Here is a 23948-nt window from a genome sequence, read left to right on the forward strand (position 1 = left end):
GCGGCCTTGTAGGGTCGCGCCATGTCTTTACCCCCCGTGACTTTCTCTGACGACCAGGCCGCCGCTTATGACAACATCTCTGAGATGTTGAAATCGGCAGGCGTTGACCTTGATGATGACGCGCTGCTGAAACTTCCGGGGGCGGGCAAATCCGGAGTGATGGCCGTGATCGGCAAGGCGGGATCTGGGAAAACCCTCCTTTTGGCCGAGCTTTACAAGGCTCTTGCCGAGACGGGCGTTCAGATTGTGTCCGGCGATTTTGAAAGCCGCAAAGCCCGCGAAAAACGCAGCTTGGCCATTCTTGCCCCGACGAACAAGGCTGCCAGTGTGTTGCGTCTGCGTGGGGTGCCGGCCACCACGATCCACCGTATTCTTTATACACCTGTTTACGACCCTGAATACGAGCGCATTGCTGAATGGTTGGCTGGCAATGACGAACGCCCCGAGATCGAAGGTCTGACAGACGAAGCCCTGGATCGCGCGGCAGCATTTTATGAAAACAACAAGTCCATTCCCGGAGCATTGGCTACTGCAGGGTTGCGGGGCTCGGATTTCATTACTGGCTGGAAACGCCGGGATGAACCATTGGATATCGGGTTTGTGGACGAAGCTTCGATGCTGGATGACCGTCAGTTCGAAGACTTGCAGGAGATCTTCCCGACTTTGTTGTTGTTCGGTGACCCGGCGCAGCTTGCTCCGGTTAATCAGTCGGGCAGCATGGTGTTTGAAGCGCTGCCAGAGCCGCGCAAACAAGTTCTTCACCGGGTTCACAGGCAAGAGGCGGACAATCCCATTCTTGACCTCGCTCATGCGCTGGCTGACCCGCAAATGGGGTTTGAAGATTTTGAACGCATGATTGAACAAACCGCGCAGCGCGACGATCGTGTTGTGTGGGGCCAGCGGGTCGAAGTTGATTTGATGGCCCGCAGCCCTGTTTTGGTTTGGCGCAACGCAACGCGCATTCGGCTTATTCAGGCTTTCCGAAATGTTCATGGTGCGCCGGACACCGAGCTTTTGGAAGGCGAACCGCTTATCTGCGACGGTATCGAACTGCCTTTGAAACATCGCAAGAAACGCCTTGATCTTGAGGCGCGTGGCCTGATCAAAGGCGCGCAAGTCATCTATCTGGGGCCTGGGCGCAAACCGGGGTTTTCTAGGTTGCACGTGATGGGGGCAGAAGACCCGCAGGTCAGTGCCGCATCGATCGTCAAGATCGAGAAACCGGACGAGGAAGAACCGTTCATTCCCTTTGCCGCGCGCATGGGCGCCACCTTTTTGCACGGTGCAGCAGTCACCATTCACAAGGCGCAAGGATCACAGTGGGACACCGTTCAGGTATTCGCTCCGGATATTTATGCCGCTGCCCGTATGGGTCGCACTGAGGCGGGACAGCCGCTGTGGAAACGATTGGCTTATGTAGCCATCACACGCGCGCAGGAGAGGCTGATCTGGGTCGTACGTAATCGGCTGGCCAAGCCGACTTATCCGTTGCGAGTGGACGACCTGCGCGCGGTTCCTGCGGCATCGCTGACGTTGGAGGCGGAAGAGACATGACATCCATTATCGTTACCGGCGCAAGCTCGGGCATCGGGCGGGCCACGGCTGAATTATTTCTGACACAAGGATGGACAGTTGGCCTTTTGGCGCGCAGTGCGGGCACCCTGAATCAAATGGCCGGGGACTATGCCAATGCGGTTCCGTTGGTTGCGGATGTCACCGATGCACAAGCAGTCGAGGCCGCTTTCGTTACCTTTAAGGACAAGGCCGGCCATTTGGATGTTCTGTTCAACAACGCGGGAATTTTCGCGCCGGGGGGAACGATTGACGAAATTGCCTTGGACGACTGGTACCAAAGCGTCAACGTCAACCTGAACGGTATGTTCCTATGCGCACGCGAAGCCTTTCGGATCATGCGACACCAGTCTCCGCAAGGTGGGCGTATTATCAATAACGGCTCTATTGCAGCGCACGTGCCCCGCCCAAACTCGGTGCATTACTCCGCGACGAAACACGCCATTACGGGCCTGACGCGCAGCCTGTCTCTTGACGGGCGAGCATTCAATATCGCTTGTGGTCAGATCGATATCGGCAATGCGCGAACACAAATGGTGCAGGGGCTGGTCGAGGCGGCCATTGCAGACGGGAAGCAGCCCGACCCAACAATGGCCGTCGAAGACGCGGCTCGGTCCGTTCTTCACATGGCGAACCTGCCGCTTGAGGCGAACGTTCAGTTCATGACTGTGATGGCCACGACGATGCCCTACATCGGACGTGGGTAGCGGACAGTTACTCGCGCAACAGGCGGAACGCGGTTGAAGCTCCCCAACCTGCAGCAATAGCAATGACCAGTGACATCAAGCCGTACCAGACCGGTTGTTGGCGGGACATGTTGTACAGGAACCGCTCCAACCCCACCTTGCGCACGTCGATGGTGGTCTCAAACTGTGAAACAACCGCACCGCCGCGGGTCAGGTAGATGCGCGCTACGTAGTCGCCTTCGGTCAGGTCCGCAGGCATCTCGATTGACGTACGGAACAGTGTCTGTTCATCAACGGCGACGGTGTCCTCGCGAATGGAGTACAGCCCTTCGTCCTCGCGGATACGAATAACGGCGTCTGCAAATTCCTGGGCGCCGCGAATGTTCATTGCCGCACCAACGGACCGAATGGCACGTTCGATTGACACGCTGTATCTCAGGTCTTCGGTGTCTGACAGGATCTCATCCAAGGGTGCACTGGTCGCAACGGCATAGAAGCTGGGGGCTTCGTCTACCAGAACACTGTCAGTATTGACCCAGATTCCAAGCTTGCGCGCTTTACGGCGAACGGTGACAGGGCCGGATGGGCCGGACACAGCGACAATCACTTCCAGCGGTGGCCCCGGTGGAATAGGGGCCTCACGTTTGACTGCGCCAAAGACAAGGATCTCAGAGCCATCGAAATTGGCGGTGATTGCCACACGGTCCTGGCTCAGGCCCAGAACAACTTGTTCATCAACGGCCAGTGCGGGGCTGGCGCACAGCGCAAGCGCAAAAAGCAGGCGTTTCAGCATGATCAGTGCCCTCCGCCGGTGCCAAGCGAGTACAGCTCGGATGGTTCAATCAGCAGATCCAAAGCCAGCTTCCCGCAGACCGCAAGAACAAGGGCTGCAAGCAACACCCGCAATTGTTCCGCGGGCATACGAGCGCCGATGACCGTTCCGATTTGTGCGCCGATGACGCCGCCGACCAGAAGCAGAACGGCCAGTACGACATCCACTGTGAAGTTGGTCGTTGCATGCAACATGGTCGTAAAGGCGGTGACAAAAATGATCTGGAACAGGGATGTCCCGACCACGACCTTTGTTGGCATCCCCAAAAGGTAGATCATCGCAGGAACCATGATGAACCCGCCGCCAACGCCCATAATGGCAGACAGGATTCCTACGAACAGGCCAACAAGCGCAGGCGGAATGACCGAGATATAAAGGCCCGAGGTCCGAAACCGCATTTTGAACGGCATCGCATGCACCCAGCCGCGCTGACGGCGCTTGGGCGGTGCGGACACGCCTTTCTTGGATTTACGGAGCGCATTCAGGCTCTCGATAAACATCAGGCCGCCCACGACGCCAAGAAACACGACGTAGCAAAGTGTGACCAACAGATCGACTTGCCCGAGGCTTTTGAGATAGTTGAAGATCACCACCCCGACCGCAGCCCCAGTTAAGCCTCCTATCAAAAGGACGGTCCCCATTTTCAGGTCCACCGTCTTTCGTCGAAAATGTGCCAATACGCCCGAGAATGAAGACGCGACAATCTGATTGGCTTCTGTTGCAACCGCAACGGCTGGCGGAATGCCGATAAAGAACAGAAGGGGTGTCATCAGGAAACCACCGCCAACACCGAACATGCCCGAAAGAATGCCGACCATCCCTCCAAGTCCCAATAGAAGGAAGGCGTTGACAGAGACTTCGGCGATAGGAAGGTAAATTTGCATATCGAGCTACTGGAAGAGGGTGACCGCGGTCGCCTCAAGGCAAAGTGGTATAGGTTTAATGCAGCGCGCGGCGGCAATGCCCCGTGACCACATGGCGAATGTCGGTTCGCTGGGCGTCATGCCAGCTGCCTGATAAGGCTGGTGATCTGATTTTCCCCAGTATTGAGGTTTGCAAGCGTTTCCAAATTCACGATCCGGACCGCTTCCGAGTCGCGGGGTATGTTTGGAGACACCTGCATACCCCTTTAGAACGGTTGCGGCATGCAAAATCAACTCTGCATGCCGCTCTGCAGCGAACAGGACTGAACTGAGTCCGAAACTGGACTTATCAGCGCTCTTTCACATAGGGTTCGCCGCCGGCGCGGGGCGGGACCGCCTTGCCGACAAAGCCAGCCAGAATGACCACGGTGAGGACGTAGGGCAGGGCATCCATCGCCTGCACAGGGATAACCACACCGCCCAGATCAATGTTCTGGAACCGCAAGGCAATGGCTTGCAGCAGCCCGAACAACAGGCACGCGCCCATTGCATGCCAGGGCCGCCATTTTGCAAAGATCAGCGCAGCCAGTGCGATGAACCCACGGCCCGCGGTCATGTCCTTGACGAACCCGGCCTGCAAGGCAGTAGCCAGATACGCCCCGGCAATGCCGCACAGCACACCGCAGATGGCAACAGCAGCGTAGCGCAAGCCAACGACCGAGACACCAGCTGTGTCCACGGCAGCCGGGTTTTCACCCACGGCGCGCAGGCGCAACCCGAACCGGGTGCGGTACAGAACCCACCAGGTCGCCGGCACCATCAGGAACGCGACATAGACCAGGATCGAATGGCCCGAGAGTAGCTCGGAATAGATCGGTCCGATGATCGGCACTCCGCTCAGCGACTCGGCAAAAGGGAAGTTGATCGGTGTGAAGCGACCGCCGCCAAACAGTGAGGGCGTGCGCCCACCCTGTTCGAACCAGCTTTGTGCAACAAGGACCGTCATACCTGCCGCAAGAAAGTTGATCGCGACCCCGGATATCAACTGGTTGCCCCGGAAGGTGATCGAGGCCAATCCATGAAGTCCTGAAAGAACAAGAGAAGAGGCAACCCCTGCCAGCAGACCCAGCCAGACCGATCCGGTTACGGCCGCGACCGCCGCTGAAAAGAAGGCGGCCATCAGCATCTTGCCTTCCAGACCGATGTCGAAAATGCCCGCGCGTTCAGAATAAAGGCCAGCCAGGCAGGCCAGCAATAGCGGTGTGGCCAAACGGATGCTCGAGTCCAGGACCTGGATGAGTGTTATAAAGAACTCCATCACTGCGCTCCCTTCCGCAGGCTCAGGAACAGCTTTTCAAGCGGCATCCGGACCATGTTGTCCAGCGCCCCGGTGAACAGGATCACCAGTGCCTGAATGACAACGATCAGTTCGCGAGGGATCGACGTCCAGAAGGCCAACTCCGCACCACCCTGATAGAGGAACCCGAACAGGATCGCCGCAAGAAACACACCGAACGGGTGCGACCGGCCCATGAGGGCCACGGCGATGCCGATGAAACCCGCGCCTTCGGTCGCATTCAAGACCAAGCGCTCTGCCTCACCCATCACGTTGTTGATCGCCATCAGCCCCGCCAGTGCGCCTGAAATCAGCATTGCAATGATCGTGATCCGCACCGGTGAAATGCCTGCATAGACAGCGCCGGTTTCGGTTTTGCCGTATGATCGGATTTCATAGCCCAATCTTGTCCGCCAGATCAGCGCCCAGACAACAAAACAAGCCAAAACCGCAATGAAGAACGTAATGTTAACCGGTGTCCCCTTGAACACCACGTTGTCGGCGCTTGAGAACATCGACTGAAATGTCGGCAGGTGCACAGCCTCGGGGAAACGCGCCGAGGACGGGTCTTGTGCGCCCGGTGGCCGCATAAGATTGACCAGCACGTAATTCAGGAATGCTGCCGCAATAAAGTTGAACATGATCGTTGTGATCACGATGTGGCTGCCACGCTTGGCCTGAAGGTAGGCCGGAATGGCGGCCCATGCTGCGCCAAACAGCATCGAACCTGCGCAAGCCGCCAACAGAGCAACGCTCCAATGCGGCCATGGGATGTAGAGGCATACCAGAGCGACGCCAAGCCCACCCAGCATGGCCTGCCCTTCGCCCCCAATGTTGAAAAGCCGGGCATGGAAGGCGACGGCCACGGCCAACCCGGTGAACATGAAGTTGGTGGCGTAATACAGCGTATAGCCCCATCCATAGGTCGACCCGAGCGCGCCGGTCACCATTAGCTTAACTGCTTCGATCGGGTTTTCCCCAATCGCAAGAATGACCAGAGCGGACAGGATTGCGGCCAATACCAGACTGATCAGCGGGATCAGTACTACATCGGCCCATTTGGGCATCTTTTCCATGTTACGCGGCCTCCCCCGCAACACCGGCCATCAATAGGCCAAGTTCTTTTTCATCAGTTTCATGGGGCAGTCGTTCGCCCATGACATGTCCGTCAAACATCACTGCAATGCGGTCCGACAGTGAGAAGATTTCTTCCAACTCGACCGACACCAGCAGGATCGCTTTGCCTTGATCGCGCAACGCGACGATCTGTTTGTGAATGAACTCGATCGCGCCGATATCGACGCCTCGGGTGGGTTGTCCGACCAATAGTAGATCCGGGTTTCGTTCAATCTCGCGCGCGACAACAATCTTTTGTTGGTTCCCGCCCGAGAAGCTTTTGGCCGCAAGCCACGCATCAGGTGGCCGAACGTCGAATTTCTCGATCTTGCGCTCGGTATCCGCGCGCAGGGCGGCATTGTTCATGAAAATCCCGCTTTGATAGGCGGGATCACGATGATAGCCGAAGGCGACGTTCTCCCAAGCGTGAAAGTCCATTACAAGGCCTTCGCGCTGACGGTCTTCGGGCACATGCGCGATATGTTGGGCCCGACGCGCCTGACCGTCCGATCCCGGACCGCTGAGCGCGAGCGGGCTGCCATTCAGTTTGATTGAACCCTGGCCCGGGCGCATACCGCCCAAAACTTCCAGAAGTTCCGATTGCCCGTTGCCGGCCACGCCGGCGATGCCGACGATTTCCCCGGCCCGAACAGTTAGATCGATACCTTTGACCCGTTCGACTCCGGCCGAATCGAAAACACTCAGTTTTTCAATTTCCAATACAGGCTTGCCGGGTTTTGCGGGCACTTTGTCGACCTGCAAAAGAACTTTGCGGCCTACCATCAGCTCGGCCAGTTCTTCGGGGCTGGTTTCAGCTGTTTTCACCGTAGCCGTCATCTGGCCGCGCCGCATCACCGAAACCGTATCGGTGTTTTCCATGATTTCGCGCAGCTTGTGCGTGATCACGATGATCGTTTTCCCTTCGGCCCGAAGCCGGTCAAGAATGCGGAACAGCTGGTCAGCTTCGGCCGGAGTCAATACCCCGGTCGGTTCGTCCAGAATCAAAATCTCGGCTTTGCGATACAGCGCCTTCAGGATTTCGACCCGTTGCTGCATACCGACGCCAATCTCGTCGATGCGCTTGTCGGGATCAACGAACAGCTCGTATTCTTCCTCCAGCGCTTTCAGTTCCTTACGGGCTTTGGACAAGGACGGGGCCAGAAGCCCGCCATCTTCGGCACCAAGCACGATATTTTCAAGAACGGTGAAATTTTCAACCAGTTTGAAATGCTGAAAAACCATCCCGATCCCGGCAGCAATGGCCGCCTGGCTGTCAGGGATTTCGGTCTTGTTTCCGTTGATCCAAATTTCACCTTTATCGGCTTTGTAAAAGCCGTAGAGAATGCTCATCAACGTGGATTTGCCCGCACCGTTTTCACCGATGATCCCATGGATCGTACCGGGGGCGACGCTGATGGAAATGTCTTTGTTGGCCTGAACCGGCCCAAAGGCTTTGGATATCCCTTTGAGCTCAATGGCGGGGACGGTCATGTCTTGTCCTCAATTGCCGAAAGGCCGCGGTGTCATTCGCGGCAGAGTTAGGGGCAAGGCGGAGGTTGTACCCCCGCCTCGCGCGATATTAGAACTGCAGTGCGGGGCAGCTGTCGTTCTCATAGTAGCTGACGACCGAGACATTACCGTCGATAATGTCCTGACGTGCCTTGTCGACGGCGCCCTTCATCTCGTCCGAGACCAGAGGTGCGTTGTTTTCATCCATCGCGACGCCAACACCTTCTTCGGCCAGACCCATCTGGAACACGCCGGTTTCCAGACCTTCACCTGCTTTCATCGCGTCATAAACGGCGACATCAACACGCTTGAGCATCGAGGTCAGAACCTTACCGGGGTGCAGGTGGTTCTGGTTGCTGTCCACGCCGATCGACAGGATGCCTTCGTCTGCTGCGGTTTGCAGAACACCAACACCGGTGCCGCCTGCGGCCGCATAGATCACATCAGCGCCCTGGCTGATCTGTGCTTTGGTCAGTTCGGACCCTTTAACCGGGTCGTTCCACGCCGCCGGAGTAGTTCCGGTCATATTGGCAACAACGTTGATGTCAGGGTTCACGGCCTTGGCACCCTGTGCGTAACCACAGCCAAAGTGGCGGATCAGCGGGATATCCATACCGCCGATAAAGCCCACGGTACCGGATTCCGATGCCATCGCGGCCATCATGCCAACCAGATATGACCCTTCATGTTCGGCAAAACCGATCTGACGGATGTTGGGGATGTCCAGCCAGTTGACGTCAACCGCAACAAATTTGGTGTCGGGATAGTCGGCGGCGACGGCCGAAAGCGGATCAGCCATACCGAAACCCATCGTAATGATCGGGTTCGAACCGGATTCAGCGAAACGGCGCAGAGCTTGCTCGCGCTGTGCTTCGGACTGGATCTCGATCTCGTTGTAGCTGCCGCCTGTTTCTTCTGCCCAACGCGACGCGCCGTTATGGGCGGCTTCGTTGAACGATTTGTCGAACTTGCCACCAAGATCAAAGATCAGGGCAGGATCTGCAAGCGCGGCGCCAGCCGTAAGTGCGACCGCGGCGGTGGCACCCATCAAGGATTTCATCAGGGTCATTTCTTACTCCCGTTTGTTATTATCGATCGAGGCAAAGATAGCCCCGTTCACCCACTGTGAGCGAGCATAACTGTTGTGATGGCGGGAATTAAGGCCGTTTGCAACCGCCGTGGTCAACAGATTTTTGACCAAATGGTCTAAAAAATTGACCGAAGGCAGTTAATCCAGCGCGATTTCCATCACGATGGCGTCGATTTTCTGATTGTTTTCGCGCAGATAATAGGCCTTGCGCAAACCACAGGCACGATAGCCGCTGTTTTCATACAACGTGATCGCTGGCAAGTTATCCGCAGCAACGTCCAGGAAAGCGCGTGTTGCGCCCAAAAATTTTGCTTTGGAATGCCACTCTTGCATGCACGCTCGGGCCAGGCCCTGCCGCTGAAAGTTTGGATGAGTGGCGATCGTCAGCAATTCGGCCTCATCACCGATCACCTGGAATAACGCGAAAGATTTAGCATTTCCAACGGCATGGATGAACCGGTTGCTTAACAGGTCTTCGAATTCGACCGCAGCCCACGCACGTGATTGGGTAAATGCCGCCGCGTGTGTTTTGGCAAGGATTTCTGGGGTCATCAGTCCAGCAAAACCGGGGGGGAGTCTTTTGAAGGTGCCGCATCCGCGGGCCGAACATAGAGCGGGGCCGGCTTTGACGTATGCGTCTGACACCTTTGCCCGGCGATCCGGGCAATTGCGCGGATTTGCGCATCCGGGTCGTCATTCAGGAGCAGGGGGCCAAGTGATTCTGCCTCGGTCTGAGGCATAAGCACGGGACCCTTGTCCGGCAACGCAACGTAAACCTGATCACGCGGAGCGCGGATGGCGGGCAGGGCGTCTTTGGACATTTCGGCCAAAGCGTCAAACCCCGTAACGCCTACAGCAGGCACTCCGAGTCCCAAGGCCAAACCACGCGCGGCAGAAACCGAGATTCGAATACCTGTAAAGTTTCCCGGTCCGACACCGACACCAAGCGCGGACAGGTCTTTCCAGTCATAACCGGTTTCGGCCAGAATCTCTTCCAGCAACGGCATCAGACGTTCGGCCTGACCCCGTGACATGGTTTCTATGCGCGATGTGACGATTTGGTCCCCGCACAACAAAGCGGCCGCGCAATGCGCGGCCGATGTGTCAAATGCCAGAATGATCGAGTCAGACGGCAACAGGGCGCACCTCGGTCACTTCGGGGATGTAGTGGCGCAGCAGGTTTTCGATACCCATCTTCAGCGTCAAGGTCGAAGACGGGCAGCCCGCGCAAGCGCCTTGCATGTGCAGGTAGACAACGCCGCGGTCAAACCCGTGGAACGTGATATCACCACCGTCCTGAGCAACCGCCGGGCGGACGCGGCTATCCAGCAAGTCTTTGATTTGGTTAACGACTTCGGCGTCCTCGCCGGTGTGCTCTGCATGGCCCGACGCAGCCGAAGCGTCAGCACCGATGACCGGTTGACCGGACTGGTAATGTTCCATCACCGCACCCAGGATCGCGGGCTTGATGTGATCCCATTGGACGTCATCAGATTTGGTGACGGTCACGAAGTCATTGCCGAGGAACACGCCGGTCACACCGCCGACCGAAAAAATCCGTTTGGCCAGTGGTGATTTCTCGCCAGCTTCAGCCGATGGGAAATCCGCAGTTCCAGCTTCCAGCACGGTTTGACCGGGCAGAAACTTCAAGGTTGCAGGGTTCGGCGTGGATTCGGTCTGGATGAACATGTCACGGCTCCGTTTCAGTTGGTTCTGATATGCGGGTCCGGGCCGGATAAGTCAAGATTTGGAACCATTCTAAATTTTGGCGGCAAACCGGATCGCATCATCCAACCGGTCGTCACCCCAATATAGTTCATCACCGACCACAAAGCTGGGCGCGCCAAACAACCCCTTGGACTGAGCTGATTTGGTCTGTTCGATCAGCGCAGACTTGATTTCGGGGTCTTGGGTTCTGTCCAAAAAGCTTTCTGGCAAATCGGTAGACTTCAGGCAATCAACCAGAACTGCATCATCCGATACATTTCGACCTTGCGCAAATTCGGCTGCATAGACCGCCCGGACAAAACGCCCCTTCTGGTACTGATCCTCAATCGCCAGCGTAAGACGCGCAGCTTTCAGGCCGTTTTGCGGAAACGGGTCCGGCTGTCGGAAGGGCAGGCCGCGCTGCGCCGTCAACCGTTCCATATCACGCCACATATAGCGTCCCTTGGCTGCGTAGAGGTTGAATGGAGAATTGTCCCAACCCTGTGCTGCGAAAATGGGGCCCAGTAGAAAGGGGTGCCACTCAACAAAGACGTCTTGCTGTGCCGCAGCCTGCTCGATTCGCATTGCGCTAAGGTAGGAATAGGTCGATGCGAATTCGAACCAGAACTGGATGCGGTTCTGCATTAGGTGGCCTCAGGTGATGGCTTCCAGCTTTTCCTTGCTCAGGTCGCCGGGCACGATTGTGATCGGAATTGGCAAACTGCCCGAATTTTTGGTCAACTGCGTCACCAGGGGCCCGGGCCCCTTCTTTTCAATGCCGGCACCTAGTACCAGAACCCCGATTTCCGGGTCAGACTGGACATGTTCGATAATCTGAGGGACCGGATCGCCTTCGCGAATGGACAACTCGGGGTCGATCCCTTGTTTGTCGCGCATCCATTTCGCGAACACTTCGTAGTGCGCGTGAATCCGTTCACGTGCCTCTTCGCGCATGGTTTCGGCGACACCGATCCAGTGGTTGAACTCATCCGGTGGGATCACGGACAGGATCGTGACACCGCCGCCGGTATGGGCGGCACGCATTGCCGCGAAACGCATAGCGTTCAGGCATTCGCGGCTGTCATCCAGAATGACTAGAAACTTACGCATGGTTGTCCTCGTGTATTTAGGGGGATCATGCCCGACCAGATGCGGGCTGGCAACACGGTGAGTCCCTACCGCTTGCTTGCTGCCCAGTCCCAGTAGAGCTCGCGCGCGCGGCGCGCAATTGGTCCAACCTGATATTGTGTATCTTCCAATGCGGTGACCGGCGTTAATTTGTTCATGTTGCCGGTCATAAACACTTCGTCCGCCTTGTGAAAATCTTCAAAGCTGAGGACAGATTCGTGGACTGTCACGCCGTCGGCGCGCAGGTTTTTGATATGCCGCGCGCGGGTGATTCCTGCCAGGAAAGTTCCATTTGGGGTGGGCGTGAAAACCTCGCCATCGCGGACCATGAAGATGTTTGCAGTAGCGGTCTCTGCCACGTGACCCAAAGCGTCCGCCACCAATGCATTCGAGAATCCTTTGGACCGGGCTTCCTGCAGCATGCGGGCGTTATTGGGGTACAGGCACCCGGCCTTGGCATTCACGACGGCTGATTCCAGAACCGGACGTCGGAACCGCGTGGTGGATAGGGTGACCGAGGCTGTTTCCGCCGCCATCGGTATTTCTTCCAGACAAATGGCAAAGCCCGTGCTGTTCTGCTGAGGCACGATGGCCGTGGCGTCGCCGTCGATCCCCCAATACATGGGCCGGATATAGACCGCAGCCCCTTTGGCATAGCTTTCCAACCCTTCCCGGACGATCTCGACCATCTGTGCGGTCGTGACGGTCGGCGTCAGCAGCAGCGCCTCTGCGGAACGGTTGACTCGTTCGCAATGAGCAGCCAGATCCGGGGCTAGCCCGTCAAAGTAGCGCGCACCATCAAAGACCGAAGACCCTAGCCATGCGCCATGATCTGCCGCGCGCATAATCGGGGCGTCCCCGTTATGCCACTGACCATCAAAATAGGTGCGGATATTCTTGCCGACTGCCATGACGCCCTCCTTTGCCCTTGGGGCAACCTAGGAAGGCGTCACAGGAAGGTCCAGCGCAATCAGCCTTGTTTGGCGCCAACCATGCCCACGATTTCGTAGGTCTGTTGCAGGATCGGGGCCGCAATTGCCCGTGCCTTGTCCGCACCGAGGGCTAGAATCCGATCAATTTCGGCCTCTTCGCCCATCAGGCGTCCCATTTCTGTCGAGATCGGAGCCAGTTTGGCTACCGCCAATTCGGCCAGCATTGGTTTGAACTCGCCAAACTGCTTGCCGCCAACCTCAGCCAAAACCTGTTCCGCGGTCTGATCGCTGAGCGCAGCATAGATGTTGACCAGATTGCGCGCCTCGGGACGTTCGGACAGGCCATCGGTTTCCGATGGCAGCGCATCCGGGTCCGTCTTGGCCTTGCGGATTTTCTTGGCGATCGCGTCGGCATCGTCAGTCATATTGATCCGGGTCATGTCGGACGGGTCCGAAGATGACATTTTACGAGAGCCGTCGCGCAGGTTCATCACACGCGGCGCGGGGCCGCCGATGACCGGTTCGGTCACGGGGAAGAAATCGACGCCGTAATCATGGTTGAACTTGATCGCGATGTCGCGGGTCAGTTCCAGATGCTGTTTCTGGTCCTCGCCCACTGGCACATGCGTCGCGTGATAGGTCAGGATGTCCGCTGCCATCAGCGCTGGATAGGCAAACAAACCCAACGATGCATTCTGCGCGTTCTTGCCCGCTTTGTCCTTGAACTGTGTCATACGCTGCATCCAGCCCATGCGAGCGATACAGTTGAAGATCCATGCCAATTGTGTGTGCTCTGCCACTTGGCTCTGGTTGAACAGAATAGACTTTTCCGGGTCCAGACCAGCAGCAATGAAGCCGGCGCAGACTTCGCGGGTCTTTTCGCGCAGACGGGCAGGGTCTTGCCAGACGGTGATCGCGTGCAGGTCGACCATGCAGTAAATGGTCTCGTAATCTTCGCCCTGCATATCCACAAAACGCTTGAGCGCACCCAGGTAGTTGCCAAGGTGCAGGTTTCCCGAAGGCTGGATGCCGGAAAACACGCGCGGCGTGAACTTGGTTTCGGTCATCGAAGGGAACTCCCGTCTGGAAAAATCAGCCCCCGTCGCTTACCCATGAGGTCAAGGGACGTCAACAGCCGCGAAAGGCCAGCCCAATGAGCAGTGAGCATTATACACCCGCCGTGAACCCCTTGCCGCCGGTCGTGGTGGCGTTGGTGTTGTTTATCATGGGGATCGAATTGGCGTTTACGCTGGGTTCGCGCGGCCTGGTCGGAGGACCTGGCGCAGTGGGTTGGCGCCTGGATGCCTTGCAGAGCTATTCATTTTCCCCGGACATCTTTCACTGGATGATCGAGAACGGGCGCTGGCCGTTTGAACACGTGATCCGTTTCGTGACCTATCCGTTCGTCTCGGGCAGTTTTACCCAGGCGGTTTTTGTCAGCGTCTTCGTTCTGGCTATGGGCAAAATGGTGGCCGAAGTGTTCGGTGGCCTGCAGATGCTGATCATTTTCGTTGTGTCTGGGGTTGGCGGTGCGTTGATCTATGCGCTACTGCTGAACCCAAAATACCCACTGGTCGGAGGGTTCCCTCCGGTCTATGGGCTGATTGGTGCGTTCACGTGGTTACTGTGGCGCAAGCTGTCTCTGGTCGGCGAGAACCAGTCCCGGGCATTCAGCCTTATCGCGGTCTTGATGGGCATCCAGCTGGTGTTCGGGCTTTTGTTTGGCGGTACGTCGGATTGGGTCGCAGACCTAGGCGGATTTGCAACCGGATTCGGTTTGTCGTTTTTTTTGGCTCCCGGCGGATGGGCGCGGATCGTGGGACGTATCCGTCGAGAATAATCAGGACCGGCGTAGCGCTTTTCTGAATTCGGACACCTCGAACGCTTTGAGTAGGTGCCCAAGGAAGAAGTACGCAGTTGCGGCCACGACGATTAGTGCAAGCAACGCCGCATAGCGCCATCCCGGAATTTGGAATACCCAGCCAAAGAGGTAAAGGGCGGCGAAAAGCACAACGCCCATACCCAGCGATGCCGCGACGATGCGCCAGGCGCGCCGTTTGAACCGATCGTCAAACCGCGCCTCATCACCGAAACGGCGCGCGCCGATGGCCAGCAGCGCAACCATTGCCCAGCCCGCCGCCGATGCTGCGATAGCTGGTGCGATCCACCCAAGAAATGGAAACAGGCCGAAAGCCAGCCCGGCATTAACAACCATCGCAACCACCGCATACCGGAAAGGGGATTTCGTGTCCTCGCGGGCGAAGAACAGTGGTTGCAAAAGCTTCTGTAGCATGAAGGCGGGCAGGCCGATCCCGTAAATCGCCACGGCCAGTGCCGTTGCCGCGGTGTCTTCAGGGCCGAACTGACCGCGTTCGAAAAGGACCGACACCAGAGGAATGGGGATGATCATAAAGGCCACCGTCGACGGCAGGGTCAGCAGCAACGTGAACTCGCCGGCGCGGGAATATGCATTGCGGGCACCGTCCTTGTCGCCTGCACGCAGGCGACGGGACAAGTCCGGCAGCAGCACGATCCCAACCGCGATGCCGACCACTCCCAAAGGCAGCTGATACAACCGGTCGGCTGCGAACAGCCAGCTGACGGCCTTTTCAGTTTTAGAGGCAACAAGCTGACCAACCACCAGATTGACCTGCGTAACACCCATCGCCAAAGCGGCGGGAACGGCAATGCGCACCATGTGCCGCATTTCCGGGCTGAGTTTGGGTTTACCGGGGCGAATTCGAATGCCTGCGCGTTCCGTCGCAACCCAGACGAGCGCGAGTTGCGCGACCCCGGCCAGCGGGATCACTGCGATCAGCCATCGGATCACCTCACCCCCGGACAGGGCGCCTGCGATCAGGGCGGTACAGGCAAAAATGTTTAGCAACACCGGAGCTGCGGCAGCGGCAGCGAACCGCCCGGTGGCATTCAAAACGCCGGAAAACAGCGCCGCCAGAGACATAAACAGGATGTAGGGAAAAACGACATAGCCATAGTCAACGGCCAGATCGAACCGTTCGTCGCCGTAGAACCCTTCAGCAGTGAGCCAGACAAGCCCGGGCATGAAAACCATCGCCAGCCCAACCAGCGCCAGTACGGCTACGGCCAACAGGTTGAAGGCATCCTGCGCAAAGCTTTGGGCGTTTTCCTCGCCCTCCAGGCGTTTCGAAAACATCGGTACAAAGGCGGCGTTGAAGGCACCTTCGGCAAAAAACCGTCGGAACATGTTGGGCAGGCGAAAGGCGGCAACAAAGGCGTCCATCACTGGACCCGGCCCAATGAAAGCTGTTAGCAGAATCTCTCGTAGAAATCCCAAGATCCGGCTGGCGAGTGTCCAGAATCCGACTGTGAACAGTCCTGAAAACAATCGGATTTGTTTCATGAAATTGCGCGCTCCGCACCTTCGGTGATGGCTGTGCGCAGCTTGGTTTCAAGGCCGCGTTGTTTGCTTTCCGAGTGGTATTTCAGGCCGAACATGTCCTTGACATAGAAGGTATCGACAACCTGTTCGCCGTAGGTCGCAATGACCGCATTGGCGATATAAACGTTGGCGGCGGCCAGCGTCCTTGTCAGGTCATACAGCAGGCCAGGACGGTCACGGGTATCAACCTCGATGATCGTGTAGATCTCGGACCCGTCGTTGTCGAAGATTATATGGGTCGGCACGTTGAAGGCGCGTTCGCGTTTCTTGATCTTGTCGCGCGATTTCAATGCGTCCCGCGCGATCACTTCACCCTTGAGCGTCTTGTGGATCATTTGCGTCAATCGCGGCAGGCGGCTTGCTTCAAAAGGATGACCTTCGGCATCCTGTATCCAGAAGGCATCGGTGACGAATCCGTCCTTTGTCGTATAGCTCCGGGCGTCGACCACGTTAGCCCCTACCAAAGCAAGCGCACCGGCGATGCGGGCGAAAATCCCCGGGTGGTCTGCCATTGCAAAACAGGCGCGAGTGGCGTCGCGGTCGTCATCCGGGTGCAGGTGAATTTCCATCGCACCGGGGTCGCCACTGTGTTCCAGCGCGCGCAGCATTTTCGCAAACTCAACATGCGTGGACAGGTTCAAACCCTGCCAATACGGCGCATAGTGCCGTCCGGTTTCCCCCTTCAGGTCGGCCTTGGACCAGTCGCTGAGTGCCGCGCGCAACGCCTTTTTGGCCTCGGCCCCGCGGTTGGCCCGGTTCAGGTCCTCCATGCCGGTTTCCAGCGCCCGTTTGGTTTCTGTGTGCAAAGCGCGCAGCAGAGTTGCCTTCCAGTTGTTCCAGGTGTTGGGCCCAACGCCGCGAATGTCACAAACGGTAAGAACCGTGAGTAGATCCAACCGTTTGACCGTCTTCACCGCTTTGGCAAAGTCACGGACTGTACGTGGATCCGAGATGTCGCGTTTCTGTGCCATATCCGACATCAGCAAGTGATACCGTACCAGCCATTCTACGGTCTCCGAGTCGGATTTGCTCAGGCCTAAACGCGGCGCCACCTTGCGCGCGATCTGAGCGCCAAGGATCGAGTGATCTTCGGGCCGCCCCTTGGCGATGTCATGCAGCAGCAACGCGACGAATAGAACCTTGCGATTAACTCCGCGTTTCAGAATCGACGAGGCCAACGGCAGAGACTCGACCAATTCACCGCGTTCAATCTGGGCCAGATTGACGATGGTCTGGATCGTATGTTCGTCCACGGTATAGCTGTGATACATGTTGAACTGCATCATCGCCACGATGTGCTCAAACTCTGGCAGAAAGGCCGACAATACGCCCAATTCGTTCATGCGGCGCAGGGCGCGTTCCGGGTTGCCGTGCTTCAGCATCAGGTCCAGAAAAATGCGTTGCGCCTCTTTGTTTTGGCGCATGTCGTCATCGATAAGTTGCAGATTGGCAGTCACAAGCCGCATTGCATCCGGGTGGATTAGCATACCCGTACGCAAACCTTCGTCGAACAAACGCAGCAGGTTTAGTTTGTCTGCAAGAAATTTCTTGGAGTCCGCCACATCCAGGCGTCCGTGAACCACCTTGTATCCCGATTTTACACGCGGCCTGCGCCGAAAGATGCGCTCCAGTAAGGCCGCGCCTTTCACGTGCGAGGCTTCGAGCTTGGTCAGGAAAATCCGGGTCAACTCACCGACACGCGTTGCCTCTCGGAAGTAACGCTGCATGAAAACTTCAACCGCCCGACGCCCTGCACGATCCTCATAGCCCATGCGGTCGGCCACCTCGACCTGCAGGTCGAAGGTCAGTTGCTCTGTGGCGCGCCCTGTCACCAGATGCAGATGCGATCGGACGGCCCAAAGAAACTGTTCAGCCTCAACAAAGGTGTTGAACTCTTCGGGTGTAAAAAGACCCAGGGGAACCAGTTCGGCCACGTCCTGAACGCCATAGATGTACTTGGCGATCCAGTAGAGAGACTGCAGGTCGCGCAGCCCGCCCTTGCCTTCTTTGACATTGGGCTCGACCATATAGCGTTCACCCTGTTTGTGGTGACGCTCATCCCGTTCCTGCAGCTTGGCCTCGATGAACTGACGTTCGCTGCCTTTGAAGAGTTCGGTTTTCAGACGATTATCAAGCTCTTGGGCAAGGGCCGCGTCGCCAGCCAGGTAACGCTGCTCCAGCATGGCGGTGCGGATTGTGAAATCTTCTGTGCCCAGACGCAGGCAATCCTTGATCGTTCGGGATGAATGGCCAACCTTCAGGCGTAGATCCCAAAGCATGTAGAGCATGGACTCGATGACACTCTCGGCCCAGGCGGTGATCTTGTACGGGGTCAGGAACAGCAGATCGACGTCTGAGGCCGGAGCCATTTCACCCCGCCCGTATCCGCCTACGGCCAGAACCGCGATCCTTTCGCCCTGCGTTGGCGTTGCCAAAGGATGCAAGTGCACGCTGGCCACCTGCATGGCGGTACAGACAAGGCCGTCGGTCAGATAGGTATAGGACCGGGTCAAAGGTCTGGCGTCGAAGGGGCGTTCGGCGAAGGCCTCTGCAATGGTCTTGCGCCCAGCCTTTTGGGCATCACGCAGGATGCGCACGGTTTCATTGCGCCGTGCGGCATTGTCCTGAATACTATTAAAGGCTTCGGACAGTTGGGCCATGACGGCGGTACTGTCGAAAATTTCATCGGCCGGGCAAATCAGCTCACCTTGAGGGGTGAGCGTCAGCTCTGGCTGATCAGAAACCGGCGCCTGAGAAGCTTTGAGGGGCGGAGTCAATCACTACTACCTGTTTGTTCTGGATCGTGGCAACGGCCAGACCGCGTTCGTTCGTACCGTTGGGCCGCAAGCGGAAGATGCCGCCAACACCTTGGAACCCTGCGTTCTGAGTCAGGGCCGAGGCGGTCAGCGCATCTGATTTACCCTGACTAACCAGTGCTGCAATTGCCGCGATCCCATCATAGGCCAAGCCGCTGATCGGATGGGGGGCCTCGCCATAGGTGTTGTTATACCGCTGGCGATAGGCCTGCGCCTTTGCCGGATCGGGCAGAGCGAACCAACCGCCTTGTACGCCGGGCAGTTCCAGCGTCTGAGCCGGAATATCCCAGCGCGTCAAGCCAATGAACTGGGTGGTGGATGGCGATACACCTGCTTCGGGCAGCAATTGGGAATACAGCGGCAATGCGCCAGCCGTCGTCGCTGTCAGAAACACGGAATCTGCACCTGCTGCATCTACCGTCGCCTTGATTGTGGGAACTGAATTGATGACGCCTTGCTGAGACCGGTCATAACCAACCGTACCTGCGTTCGCTACGCGGCTGCTGGCAAGCGCCGTTGCGATAGCCGACTGTCCCAGCTGCCCGGCTGAGTCGTTGCTGTGGACAATGACCATGCTGTTCTTGCCTTGGGATCCGGCGAAGTTAACCAAACGGTTTGCCGTGTTCTGAAAGGTCGGACCTAGAACAAAGACATTGCCACCCGCGATACTGGTATTGTTTGAGAAGGACAGGACGTTGACCTGATTGTTCAGCACCGCCAATCCGGCCGAGTTTGCTGCCTGTGCGTAAACCGGGCCAATGATTATCTTTGCCCCGTCTGCGACGGCCTGTTGCGCCACCGTCGCTGCCGTGTTCGAGCTGCCCCGCGTGTCGTAAACACGCAGATCAATCTGCACGTTTTGCAAGTCTGCCATTGCAAGGCGCGCAGCGTTTTCAAGGCTTCGCGCCAGTTGCGCGTCACCGGAATTCCCCGATCCTGCCGGAACCAACAGCGCGACCGGTACGGGTTTGGATGTATTGATCGACGGGCCTCCGCCAAGACCTCCGGGCTCACACGCGGCGAGGAATGCGGCGGTTGCCAGGATCGCGGCGGATTTCGCCAGCTTGCGAACGGGCTTGCAAACGGTAAACATCTAAATGAAAACTCCCTGTCCCGGCGGCTTGGGGTACCACCAATCTGTTATGCCGCGATAATAAACGTCACGCTGTGAGGGTCCAGCTTTGAATTTCCAAAAAGTAAGATTGGGCGCTGGCCTGTATTTTGTTGCCACTCCGATCGGGGCGGCGCGCGATATCACGCTTAGAGCGCTGGATGTGCTCGCTTCGGCGGATGTCATCGCCGCCGAAGACACGCGCAGCTTGCGCCGGTTAATGGAAATTCACGGAGTCCCGCTGGAAGGACGTCGGATCCTAGCCTATCACGATCACAGCGGCGCAGGTGCGCGGGGGAAAATCCTTGATTCTCTGCAAGACGGGAAGTCTGTGGCTTATGCGTCCGAAGCTGGTATGCCACTGATCGCTGATCCCGGTTACGACCTGGGGCGACAAGCAGCAGAAGCCGGCCACACGGTGACCTGCGCGCCCGGACCGTCTGCTGCGCTAATGGCATTGACCCTTGCGGGATTGCCGACGGACGCGTTTTTCTTTGCGGGGTTCCTGCCCAATGCAAAAGGCGCGCGCCGCTCACGGATCGAGGCGTTGCGGGACGTACCGGGTACTTTGGTTTTTTACGAGTCGCCAAAGCGCGTGGCGGCGTGTCTGTCTGACCTTGCTGATGTTCTGGGCGGAAATCGTCAGGCTGCTATGTGCCGGGAACTCACTAAGAAATTCGAAGAAGTTCGTCGCGGGTCGCTGGAAGAACTGGCGACAGACCTGCAAGGTCAGACGGTCAAAGGTGAAATCGTGCTGCTCGTGGATCGCGGCCATTCGGAAACTGTTAACGAATCCGACATAGAAGAGGCATTGAAACGAGCCTTGGAAATCCACTCGGTTCGGGACGCGGCTGATTTGGTATCAGAAATGTACAAACTGCCGCGGCGCCCGATCTATCAGAAGGCTCTGAAGCTGGGAAAGGGATGAAATGGCTGCACGATCCGTTCGAAGTTCTGTGTCATATCATGCCGGGCAAGCGGCGGAACAGCAGGTTGCAGCAGAATACGAACGGCATGGATTTTCTGTTGCCCACCGCCGCTGGCGTGGCGCCGGCGGGGAAATTGATCTGATTGCGCGCAACTCGGACGGGATTGTTTTTGTCGAGGTTAAGAAAAGCACCAGTTTCGATGCGGCTGCAGCCCGGATCAATCGGCGTCAGATGGATCGTATCTGCGCATCTGCGGCCCAATATCTGGAAACTGAGCCCAGCGGACAACTGACGAATGTTCGGTTTGACGCGGCTTTGGTTGATGCGTCGGGCGCCGTTCAAATTATCGAAAACGCTTTTGGTTTGGCGTGATCACCATTGAACCCCCGGCGTGGCTGGGCCATGTATCTGGCGTGAAACTGAGGGACACGCCATGAAAATCGCCTTTCAGATGGACCCGATCGGGGCCGTGGACATCAATGCCGACAGCTCATTCCGTCTGGCGGAAGAAGCGCAGGCGCGCGGACATACTCTGTTTTTCTACAGCCCGGATCAGCTGGCCTATCAAGAGGGGCGGATCACCGCGCGCGGTCAGGACATGAAAGTTCAGCGCGTGGAAGATAATCCGGCGGAACTCGGCCCGGAACGTGAAGTGGACCTGGCCGAGTTTGACGTGATCTGGCTGCGTCAGGACCCGCCGTTTGACATGCATTACATCACATCGACCCACTTGCTGGACCGTCTTAAGGGCCAGGTGTTGGTTGTGAATGATCCGTTCTGGGTGCGGAACTATCCTGAAAAGCTGCTGGTTCTGGATTTCCCTGACCTGACGCCACCAACAACGATTGCGCGTGACCTAACGACCATCAAGGCGTTCAAAGAAAAGCACGGCGACGTCATCCTGAAACCGCTCTACGGCAATGGTGGTGCCGGTGTGTTCCGGCTGGACGCAAATGACCGCAACCTGACATCATTGCACGAGCTGTTTACCGGATTTTCGCGCGAGCCACTAATCGTGCAGAAGTTCCTGCCCGATGTCAGCAATGGCGACAAACGCGTTATTCTGGTCGACGGTGAAGCCGTAGGCGCGATCAACCGGGTACCCGCTGCAGGCGAAACACGTTCGAACATGCATGTGGGCGGACGGCCTGAAAAAATCGGCCTGTCTGAGCGCGATCTGGAAATCTGCGCCGCGATTGGTCCGTTGCTGAAAGAAAAGGGTCAAATATTCGTCGGGATCGACGTGATCGGCGACTACCTGACGGAAATCAACGTGACCTCGCCAACCGGCATTCAGGAACTGGAACGATTCAACGGCGTGAACATCGCCGAGAAAATTTGGCAGGCGATCGAGGCCAAACTCTAAAGCGTGGCCTTGGCGCTGATGCGGAAGCTCAGCGCTTCGGCAATATGGGGGCGTCGGACATCCGGTGCGCCGTCCAGATCAGCGATGGTGCGTGCCACGCGCAGGATGCGGTGAAAGGCGCGGGCGGAAAGGCCAAGCCGTTCGGCGGCCTTTAGCAGCAGTTCTTTCCCTTCGGCATCCGGCGCCGCTATTTCGTCCAGCAACTTGCCCTCGACGTCTGCGTTCTGACGGGTGGACGGCATATCGCGAAACCGCTCTGCCTGAATAGAGCGGGCCTGTTCAACCCGCGCAGCTACGGTGGCCGAACCGTCGCCCGAGGGCGGCAAATCTAGATCGGTGAACCCAACCGGAGGCACTTCGATTCTTAAATCGAACCGATCCATCAGTGGTCCGGAGATTCGGCTCAGATAATCCTCACCGCAAACCGGCGCTCGCGAACAGGCGCGACCGGGGTCGGTCAGGTATCCGCATTTACAGGGGTTGGCCGCGGCCACGAGCATGAAACGGCAGGGGTATTTCACGTGCGCGTTTGCCCGTGCGACCATGACTTCTCCGGTTTCGATCGGCTGGCGCAAGGTCTCAAGAACAGTGCGAGGAAACTCGGGGAACTCGTCCATGAACAGAACCCCGTTATGGGCCAGTGATATCTCGCCGGGTTTGGCTCCTCTGCCGCCACCAACGATTGCGGCCATCGACGCCGTGTGATGCGGTTCGCGGAACGGGCGGCTGCGGCTGATCCCACCTTCGTCCAAAAGCCCGCAAAGCGATTGAATCATCGACGTCTCCAACGTTTCGGCCGGTGTGAGCGGGGGCAATATTCCGGGCAACCGCGCGGCCAGCATGGATTTGCCTGAGCCCGGTGTGCCGGTCATGATCAGGTGGTGCCGGCCCGCTGCGGCAATCTCTAAGGCACGCTTTGCGCGTTCTTGCCCTTTTACGTCACGCAAATCCCGCACGCTGGGTTCAAGCTTGACTTCGCCGGGCTGGGCGGCGGGCAAAGGCGACTGGCCGGAAAAATGTCGAACGACATCACCCAGCGATCCCGCCCCGATCACCTGAGTTGCGTCGACCCACGCGGCCTCGGCGCTGGACGCGCGCGGGCAAAGCAATGCGCGATCCTCTGCTGCTGCGGTCATAGCGGCAGGCAGGGCGCCGACAACAGGTACCAGAGAGCCGTCCAGAGACAATTCGCCCAGCGACACCGATCCTTCGGCGGCGTCCCGAGGAATGATCTCTAACGCGGATAGCAGCGCGACCGCGATGGGCAGGTCGAAATGGCTGCCTTCCTTGGGCAGGTCGGCGGGTGACAGGTTGATCGTGATCCGTTTCGACGGCAATGCGATGGCCATGGAACTTAACGCGCTGCGGACGCGGTCCCGCGCTTCGGACACAGCTTTGTCGGGCAATCCTACGATGGAAAAGGCGGGCAATCCCGGCGAGACGGCGCATTGCACCTCGACCGGGCGGGCATCAACCCCTTGAAAAGCAACGGTATAGGCGCGGGCAACCATGAATGACCTTTTTGGTTAACAGG

23 protein-coding genes are annotated in these 23948 nt (G+C 57.7%); 6 read left to right on the forward strand and 17 right to left on the reverse strand.

What is annotated here, in order from left to right:
• Positions 1-21 precede the first annotated feature (21 nt).
• Together ACR0AK_RS22005 and ACR0AK_RS22010 are read left to right on the forward strand one after the other, a co-directional pair.
• The gene (locus ACR0AK_RS22005) at positions 22-1554 is read left to right on the forward strand and encodes an ATP-dependent DNA helicase (RefSeq protein ID WP_480794988.1); all 1533 of its coding nucleotides are present in this window, start codon (positions 22-24) and stop codon (positions 1552-1554) included.
• On the forward strand, positions 1551-2279 hold the full coding sequence (locus ACR0AK_RS22010; RefSeq protein ID WP_480794989.1) for an SDR family oxidoreductase: 729 nt from the start codon (positions 1551-1553) through the stop codon (positions 2277-2279). Before ACR0AK_RS22005 ends, ACR0AK_RS22010 begins: the two co-directional genes overlap by 4 nt.
• Before the next feature lie 7 nt (positions 2280-2286).
• On the opposite strand, the gene ACR0AK_RS22015 is transcribed toward ACR0AK_RS22010, so the two are convergent.
• From ACR0AK_RS22015 to trpS, 13 genes are all read right to left on the reverse strand, one after another.
• On the reverse strand, positions 2287-3051 hold the full coding sequence (locus ACR0AK_RS22015; RefSeq protein ID WP_480794990.1) for a TIGR02186 family protein: 765 nt from the start codon (positions 3049-3051) through the stop codon (positions 2287-2289).
• 2 nt (positions 3052-3053) lie between these two features.
• The gene (locus tag ACR0AK_RS22020) at positions 3054-3974 is read right to left on the reverse strand and encodes a sulfite exporter TauE/SafE family protein (protein ID WP_170562824.1); all 921 of its coding nucleotides are present in this window, start codon (positions 3972-3974) and stop codon (positions 3054-3056) included.
• A 328-nt stretch (positions 3975-4302) separates the two neighbouring features.
• Entirely contained in the window at positions 4303-5271 is a 969-nt protein-coding gene (locus ACR0AK_RS22025; protein WP_170562827.1) for an ABC transporter permease, read from the reverse strand.
• Entirely contained in the window at positions 5271-6365 is a 1095-nt protein-coding gene (locus tag ACR0AK_RS22030) for an ABC transporter permease (RefSeq protein WP_480794991.1), read from the reverse strand. Before ACR0AK_RS22030 ends, ACR0AK_RS22025 begins: the two co-directional genes overlap by 1 nt.
• 1 nt (position 6366) lies before the next feature.
• A complete protein-coding gene (locus tag ACR0AK_RS22035) occupies positions 6367-7896 on the reverse strand; it encodes an ABC transporter ATP-binding protein (protein WP_480794992.1) in 1530 nt (509 codons plus the stop codon).
• 88 nt (positions 7897-7984) lie between these two features.
• Positions 7985-8983 carry a BMP family lipoprotein gene (locus ACR0AK_RS22040; RefSeq protein ID WP_170562837.1) on the reverse strand — a complete coding sequence of 333 codons (999 nt, stop codon included), beginning with the start codon at positions 8981-8983 and terminating at the stop codon, positions 7985-7987.
• Between the two features lie 159 nt (positions 8984-9142).
• The gene (locus ACR0AK_RS22045; protein WP_480794993.1) at positions 9143-9556 is read right to left on the reverse strand and encodes a GNAT family N-acetyltransferase; all 414 of its coding nucleotides are present in this window, start codon (positions 9554-9556) and stop codon (positions 9143-9145) included.
• The gene (gene tsaB / locus ACR0AK_RS22050) at positions 9556-10140 is read right to left on the reverse strand and encodes a tRNA (adenosine(37)-N6)-threonylcarbamoyltransferase complex dimerization subunit type 1 TsaB (RefSeq protein ID WP_480794994.1); all 585 of its coding nucleotides are present in this window, start codon (positions 10138-10140) and stop codon (positions 9556-9558) included. Before tsaB ends, ACR0AK_RS22045 begins: the two co-directional genes overlap by 1 nt.
• A complete protein-coding gene (locus tag ACR0AK_RS22055) occupies positions 10130-10693 on the reverse strand; it encodes a NifU family protein (RefSeq protein WP_480794995.1) in 564 nt (187 codons plus the stop codon). The genes tsaB and ACR0AK_RS22055 overlap by 11 nt, the downstream gene beginning before the upstream one ends.
• Positions 10694-10762: 69 nt before the next feature.
• On the reverse strand, positions 10763-11356 hold the full coding sequence (locus ACR0AK_RS22060) for a DsbA family protein (RefSeq protein ID WP_480794996.1): 594 nt from the start codon (positions 11354-11356) through the stop codon (positions 10763-10765).
• A gap of 9 nt (positions 11357-11365) precedes the next feature.
• Entirely contained in the window at positions 11366-11821 is a 456-nt protein-coding gene (locus ACR0AK_RS22065) for a universal stress protein (RefSeq protein ID WP_480794997.1), read from the reverse strand.
• Between the two features lie 65 nt (positions 11822-11886).
• On the reverse strand, positions 11887-12750 hold the full coding sequence (locus tag ACR0AK_RS22070; RefSeq protein WP_170562856.1) for a branched-chain amino acid aminotransferase: 864 nt from the start codon (positions 12748-12750) through the stop codon (positions 11887-11889).
• A 59-nt stretch (positions 12751-12809) separates the two neighbouring features.
• Positions 12810-13838, reverse strand: a complete 1029-nt coding sequence (trpS, locus tag ACR0AK_RS22075) for a tryptophan--tRNA ligase (protein WP_480794998.1) — start codon at positions 13836-13838, stop codon at positions 12810-12812.
• A gap of 86 nt (positions 13839-13924) precedes the next feature.
• Between trpS and ACR0AK_RS22080 the strand changes: the two genes are divergently transcribed.
• On the forward strand, positions 13925-14611 hold the full coding sequence (locus ACR0AK_RS22080) for a rhomboid family intramembrane serine protease (RefSeq protein ID WP_480794999.1): 687 nt from the start codon (positions 13925-13927) through the stop codon (positions 14609-14611).
• Here ACR0AK_RS22080 and murJ read toward each other — a convergent pair whose 3' ends face one another.
• The 3 genes from murJ to ACR0AK_RS22095 are packed head-to-tail and all read right to left on the reverse strand — an operon-like array spanning position 14612 to position 20101.
• Positions 14612-16153 (reverse strand): murein biosynthesis integral membrane protein MurJ, encoded by a 1542-nt coding sequence (gene murJ, locus ACR0AK_RS22085; RefSeq protein WP_480795000.1) that lies wholly within the window; start codon positions 16151-16153, stop codon positions 14612-14614.
• Complete coding sequence (locus ACR0AK_RS22090) at positions 16150-18969, reverse strand: [protein-PII] uridylyltransferase (protein ID WP_480795001.1); 2820 nt, start codon at positions 18967-18969, stop codon at positions 16150-16152. Before ACR0AK_RS22090 ends, murJ begins: the two co-directional genes overlap by 4 nt.
• The gene (locus ACR0AK_RS22095; RefSeq protein WP_170562865.1) at positions 18929-20101 is read right to left on the reverse strand and encodes a penicillin-binding protein activator; all 1173 of its coding nucleotides are present in this window, start codon (positions 20099-20101) and stop codon (positions 18929-18931) included. Before ACR0AK_RS22095 ends, ACR0AK_RS22090 begins: the two co-directional genes overlap by 41 nt.
• 88 nt (positions 20102-20189) lie before the next feature.
• Between ACR0AK_RS22095 and rsmI the strand changes: the two genes are divergently transcribed.
• The 3 genes from rsmI to gshB all read left to right on the forward strand — a co-directional run bounded on the left by rsmI (position 20190) and on the right by gshB (position 22414).
• Positions 20190-21047, forward strand: a complete 858-nt coding sequence (rsmI, locus tag ACR0AK_RS22100) for a 16S rRNA (cytidine(1402)-2'-O)-methyltransferase (RefSeq protein ID WP_480795002.1) — start codon at positions 20190-20192, stop codon at positions 21045-21047.
• A gap of 1 nt (position 21048) precedes the next feature.
• Positions 21049-21420 (forward strand): YraN family protein, encoded by a 372-nt coding sequence (locus ACR0AK_RS22105; RefSeq protein WP_480795003.1) that lies wholly within the window; start codon positions 21049-21051, stop codon positions 21418-21420.
• Between the two features lie 61 nt (positions 21421-21481).
• Positions 21482-22414: a glutathione synthase gene (gshB, locus tag ACR0AK_RS22110; RefSeq protein WP_480795004.1), complete on the forward strand. Its 933-nt coding sequence runs from the start codon at positions 21482-21484 to the stop codon at positions 22412-22414.
• Here gshB and ACR0AK_RS22115 read toward each other — a convergent pair.
• A complete protein-coding gene (locus ACR0AK_RS22115; protein WP_480795005.1) occupies positions 22411-23925 on the reverse strand; it encodes a YifB family Mg chelatase-like AAA ATPase in 1515 nt (504 codons plus the stop codon). The genes gshB and ACR0AK_RS22115 overlap by 4 nt on opposite strands.
• Between the last annotated feature and the right edge of the window lie 23 nt (positions 23926-23948).

It is taken from the genome of Ruegeria sp. BI12, from assembly GCF_056537985.1.

Coding starts and splice junctions, on each gene's coding strand:
- ACR0AK_RS22005 (WP_480794988.1), top strand. CDS start 22: ATGTCTTTACCCCCCGTGACTTTCTCTGACGACCAGGCCGCCGCTTAT.
- ACR0AK_RS22010 (WP_480794989.1), top strand. CDS start 1,551: ATGACATCCATTATCGTTACCGGCGCAAGCTCGGGCATCGGGCGGGCC.
- ACR0AK_RS22015 (WP_480794990.1), bottom strand. CDS start 3,051: ATGCTGAAACGCCTGCTTTTTGCGCTTGCGCTGTGCGCCAGCCCCGCA.
- ACR0AK_RS22020 (WP_170562824.1), bottom strand. CDS start 3,974: ATGCAAATTTACCTTCCTATCGCCGAAGTCTCTGTCAACGCCTTCCTT.
- ACR0AK_RS22025 (WP_170562827.1), bottom strand. CDS start 5,271: ATGGAGTTCTTTATAACACTCATCCAGGTCCTGGACTCGAGCATCCGT.
- ACR0AK_RS22030 (WP_480794991.1), bottom strand. CDS start 6,365: ATGGAAAAGATGCCCAAATGGGCCGATGTAGTACTGATCCCGCTGATC.
- ACR0AK_RS22035 (WP_480794992.1), bottom strand. CDS start 7,896: ATGACCGTCCCCGCCATTGAGCTCAAAGGGATATCCAAAGCCTTTGGG.
- ACR0AK_RS22040 (WP_170562837.1), bottom strand. CDS start 8,983: ATGACCCTGATGAAATCCTTGATGGGTGCCACCGCCGCGGTCGCACTT.
- ACR0AK_RS22045 (WP_480794993.1), bottom strand. CDS start 9,556: ATGACCCCAGAAATCCTTGCCAAAACACACGCGGCGGCATTTACCCAA.
- ACR0AK_RS22055 (WP_480794995.1), bottom strand. CDS start 10,693: ATGTTCATCCAGACCGAATCCACGCCGAACCCTGCAACCTTGAAGTTT.
- ACR0AK_RS22060 (WP_480794996.1), bottom strand. CDS start 11,356: ATGCAGAACCGCATCCAGTTCTGGTTCGAATTCGCATCGACCTATTCC.
- ACR0AK_RS22065 (WP_480794997.1), bottom strand. CDS start 11,821: ATGCGTAAGTTTCTAGTCATTCTGGATGACAGCCGCGAATGCCTGAAC.
- ACR0AK_RS22070 (WP_170562856.1), bottom strand. CDS start 12,750: ATGGCAGTCGGCAAGAATATCCGCACCTATTTTGATGGTCAGTGGCAT.
- trpS (WP_480794998.1), bottom strand. CDS start 13,838: ATGACCGAAACCAAGTTCACGCCGCGCGTGTTTTCCGGCATCCAGCCT.
- ACR0AK_RS22080 (WP_480794999.1), top strand. CDS start 13,925: ATGAGCAGTGAGCATTATACACCCGCCGTGAACCCCTTGCCGCCGGTC.
- murJ (WP_480795000.1), bottom strand. CDS start 16,153: ATGAAACAAATCCGATTGTTTTCAGGACTGTTCACAGTCGGATTCTGG.
- ACR0AK_RS22095 (WP_170562865.1), bottom strand. CDS start 20,101: ATGTTTACCGTTTGCAAGCCCGTTCGCAAGCTGGCGAAATCCGCCGCG.
- ACR0AK_RS22105 (WP_480795003.1), top strand. CDS start 21,049: ATGGCTGCACGATCCGTTCGAAGTTCTGTGTCATATCATGCCGGGCAA.
- gshB (WP_480795004.1), top strand. CDS start 21,482: ATGAAAATCGCCTTTCAGATGGACCCGATCGGGGCCGTGGACATCAAT.
- ACR0AK_RS22115 (WP_480795005.1), bottom strand. CDS start 23,925: ATGGTTGCCCGCGCCTATACCGTTGCTTTTCAAGGGGTTGATGCCCGC.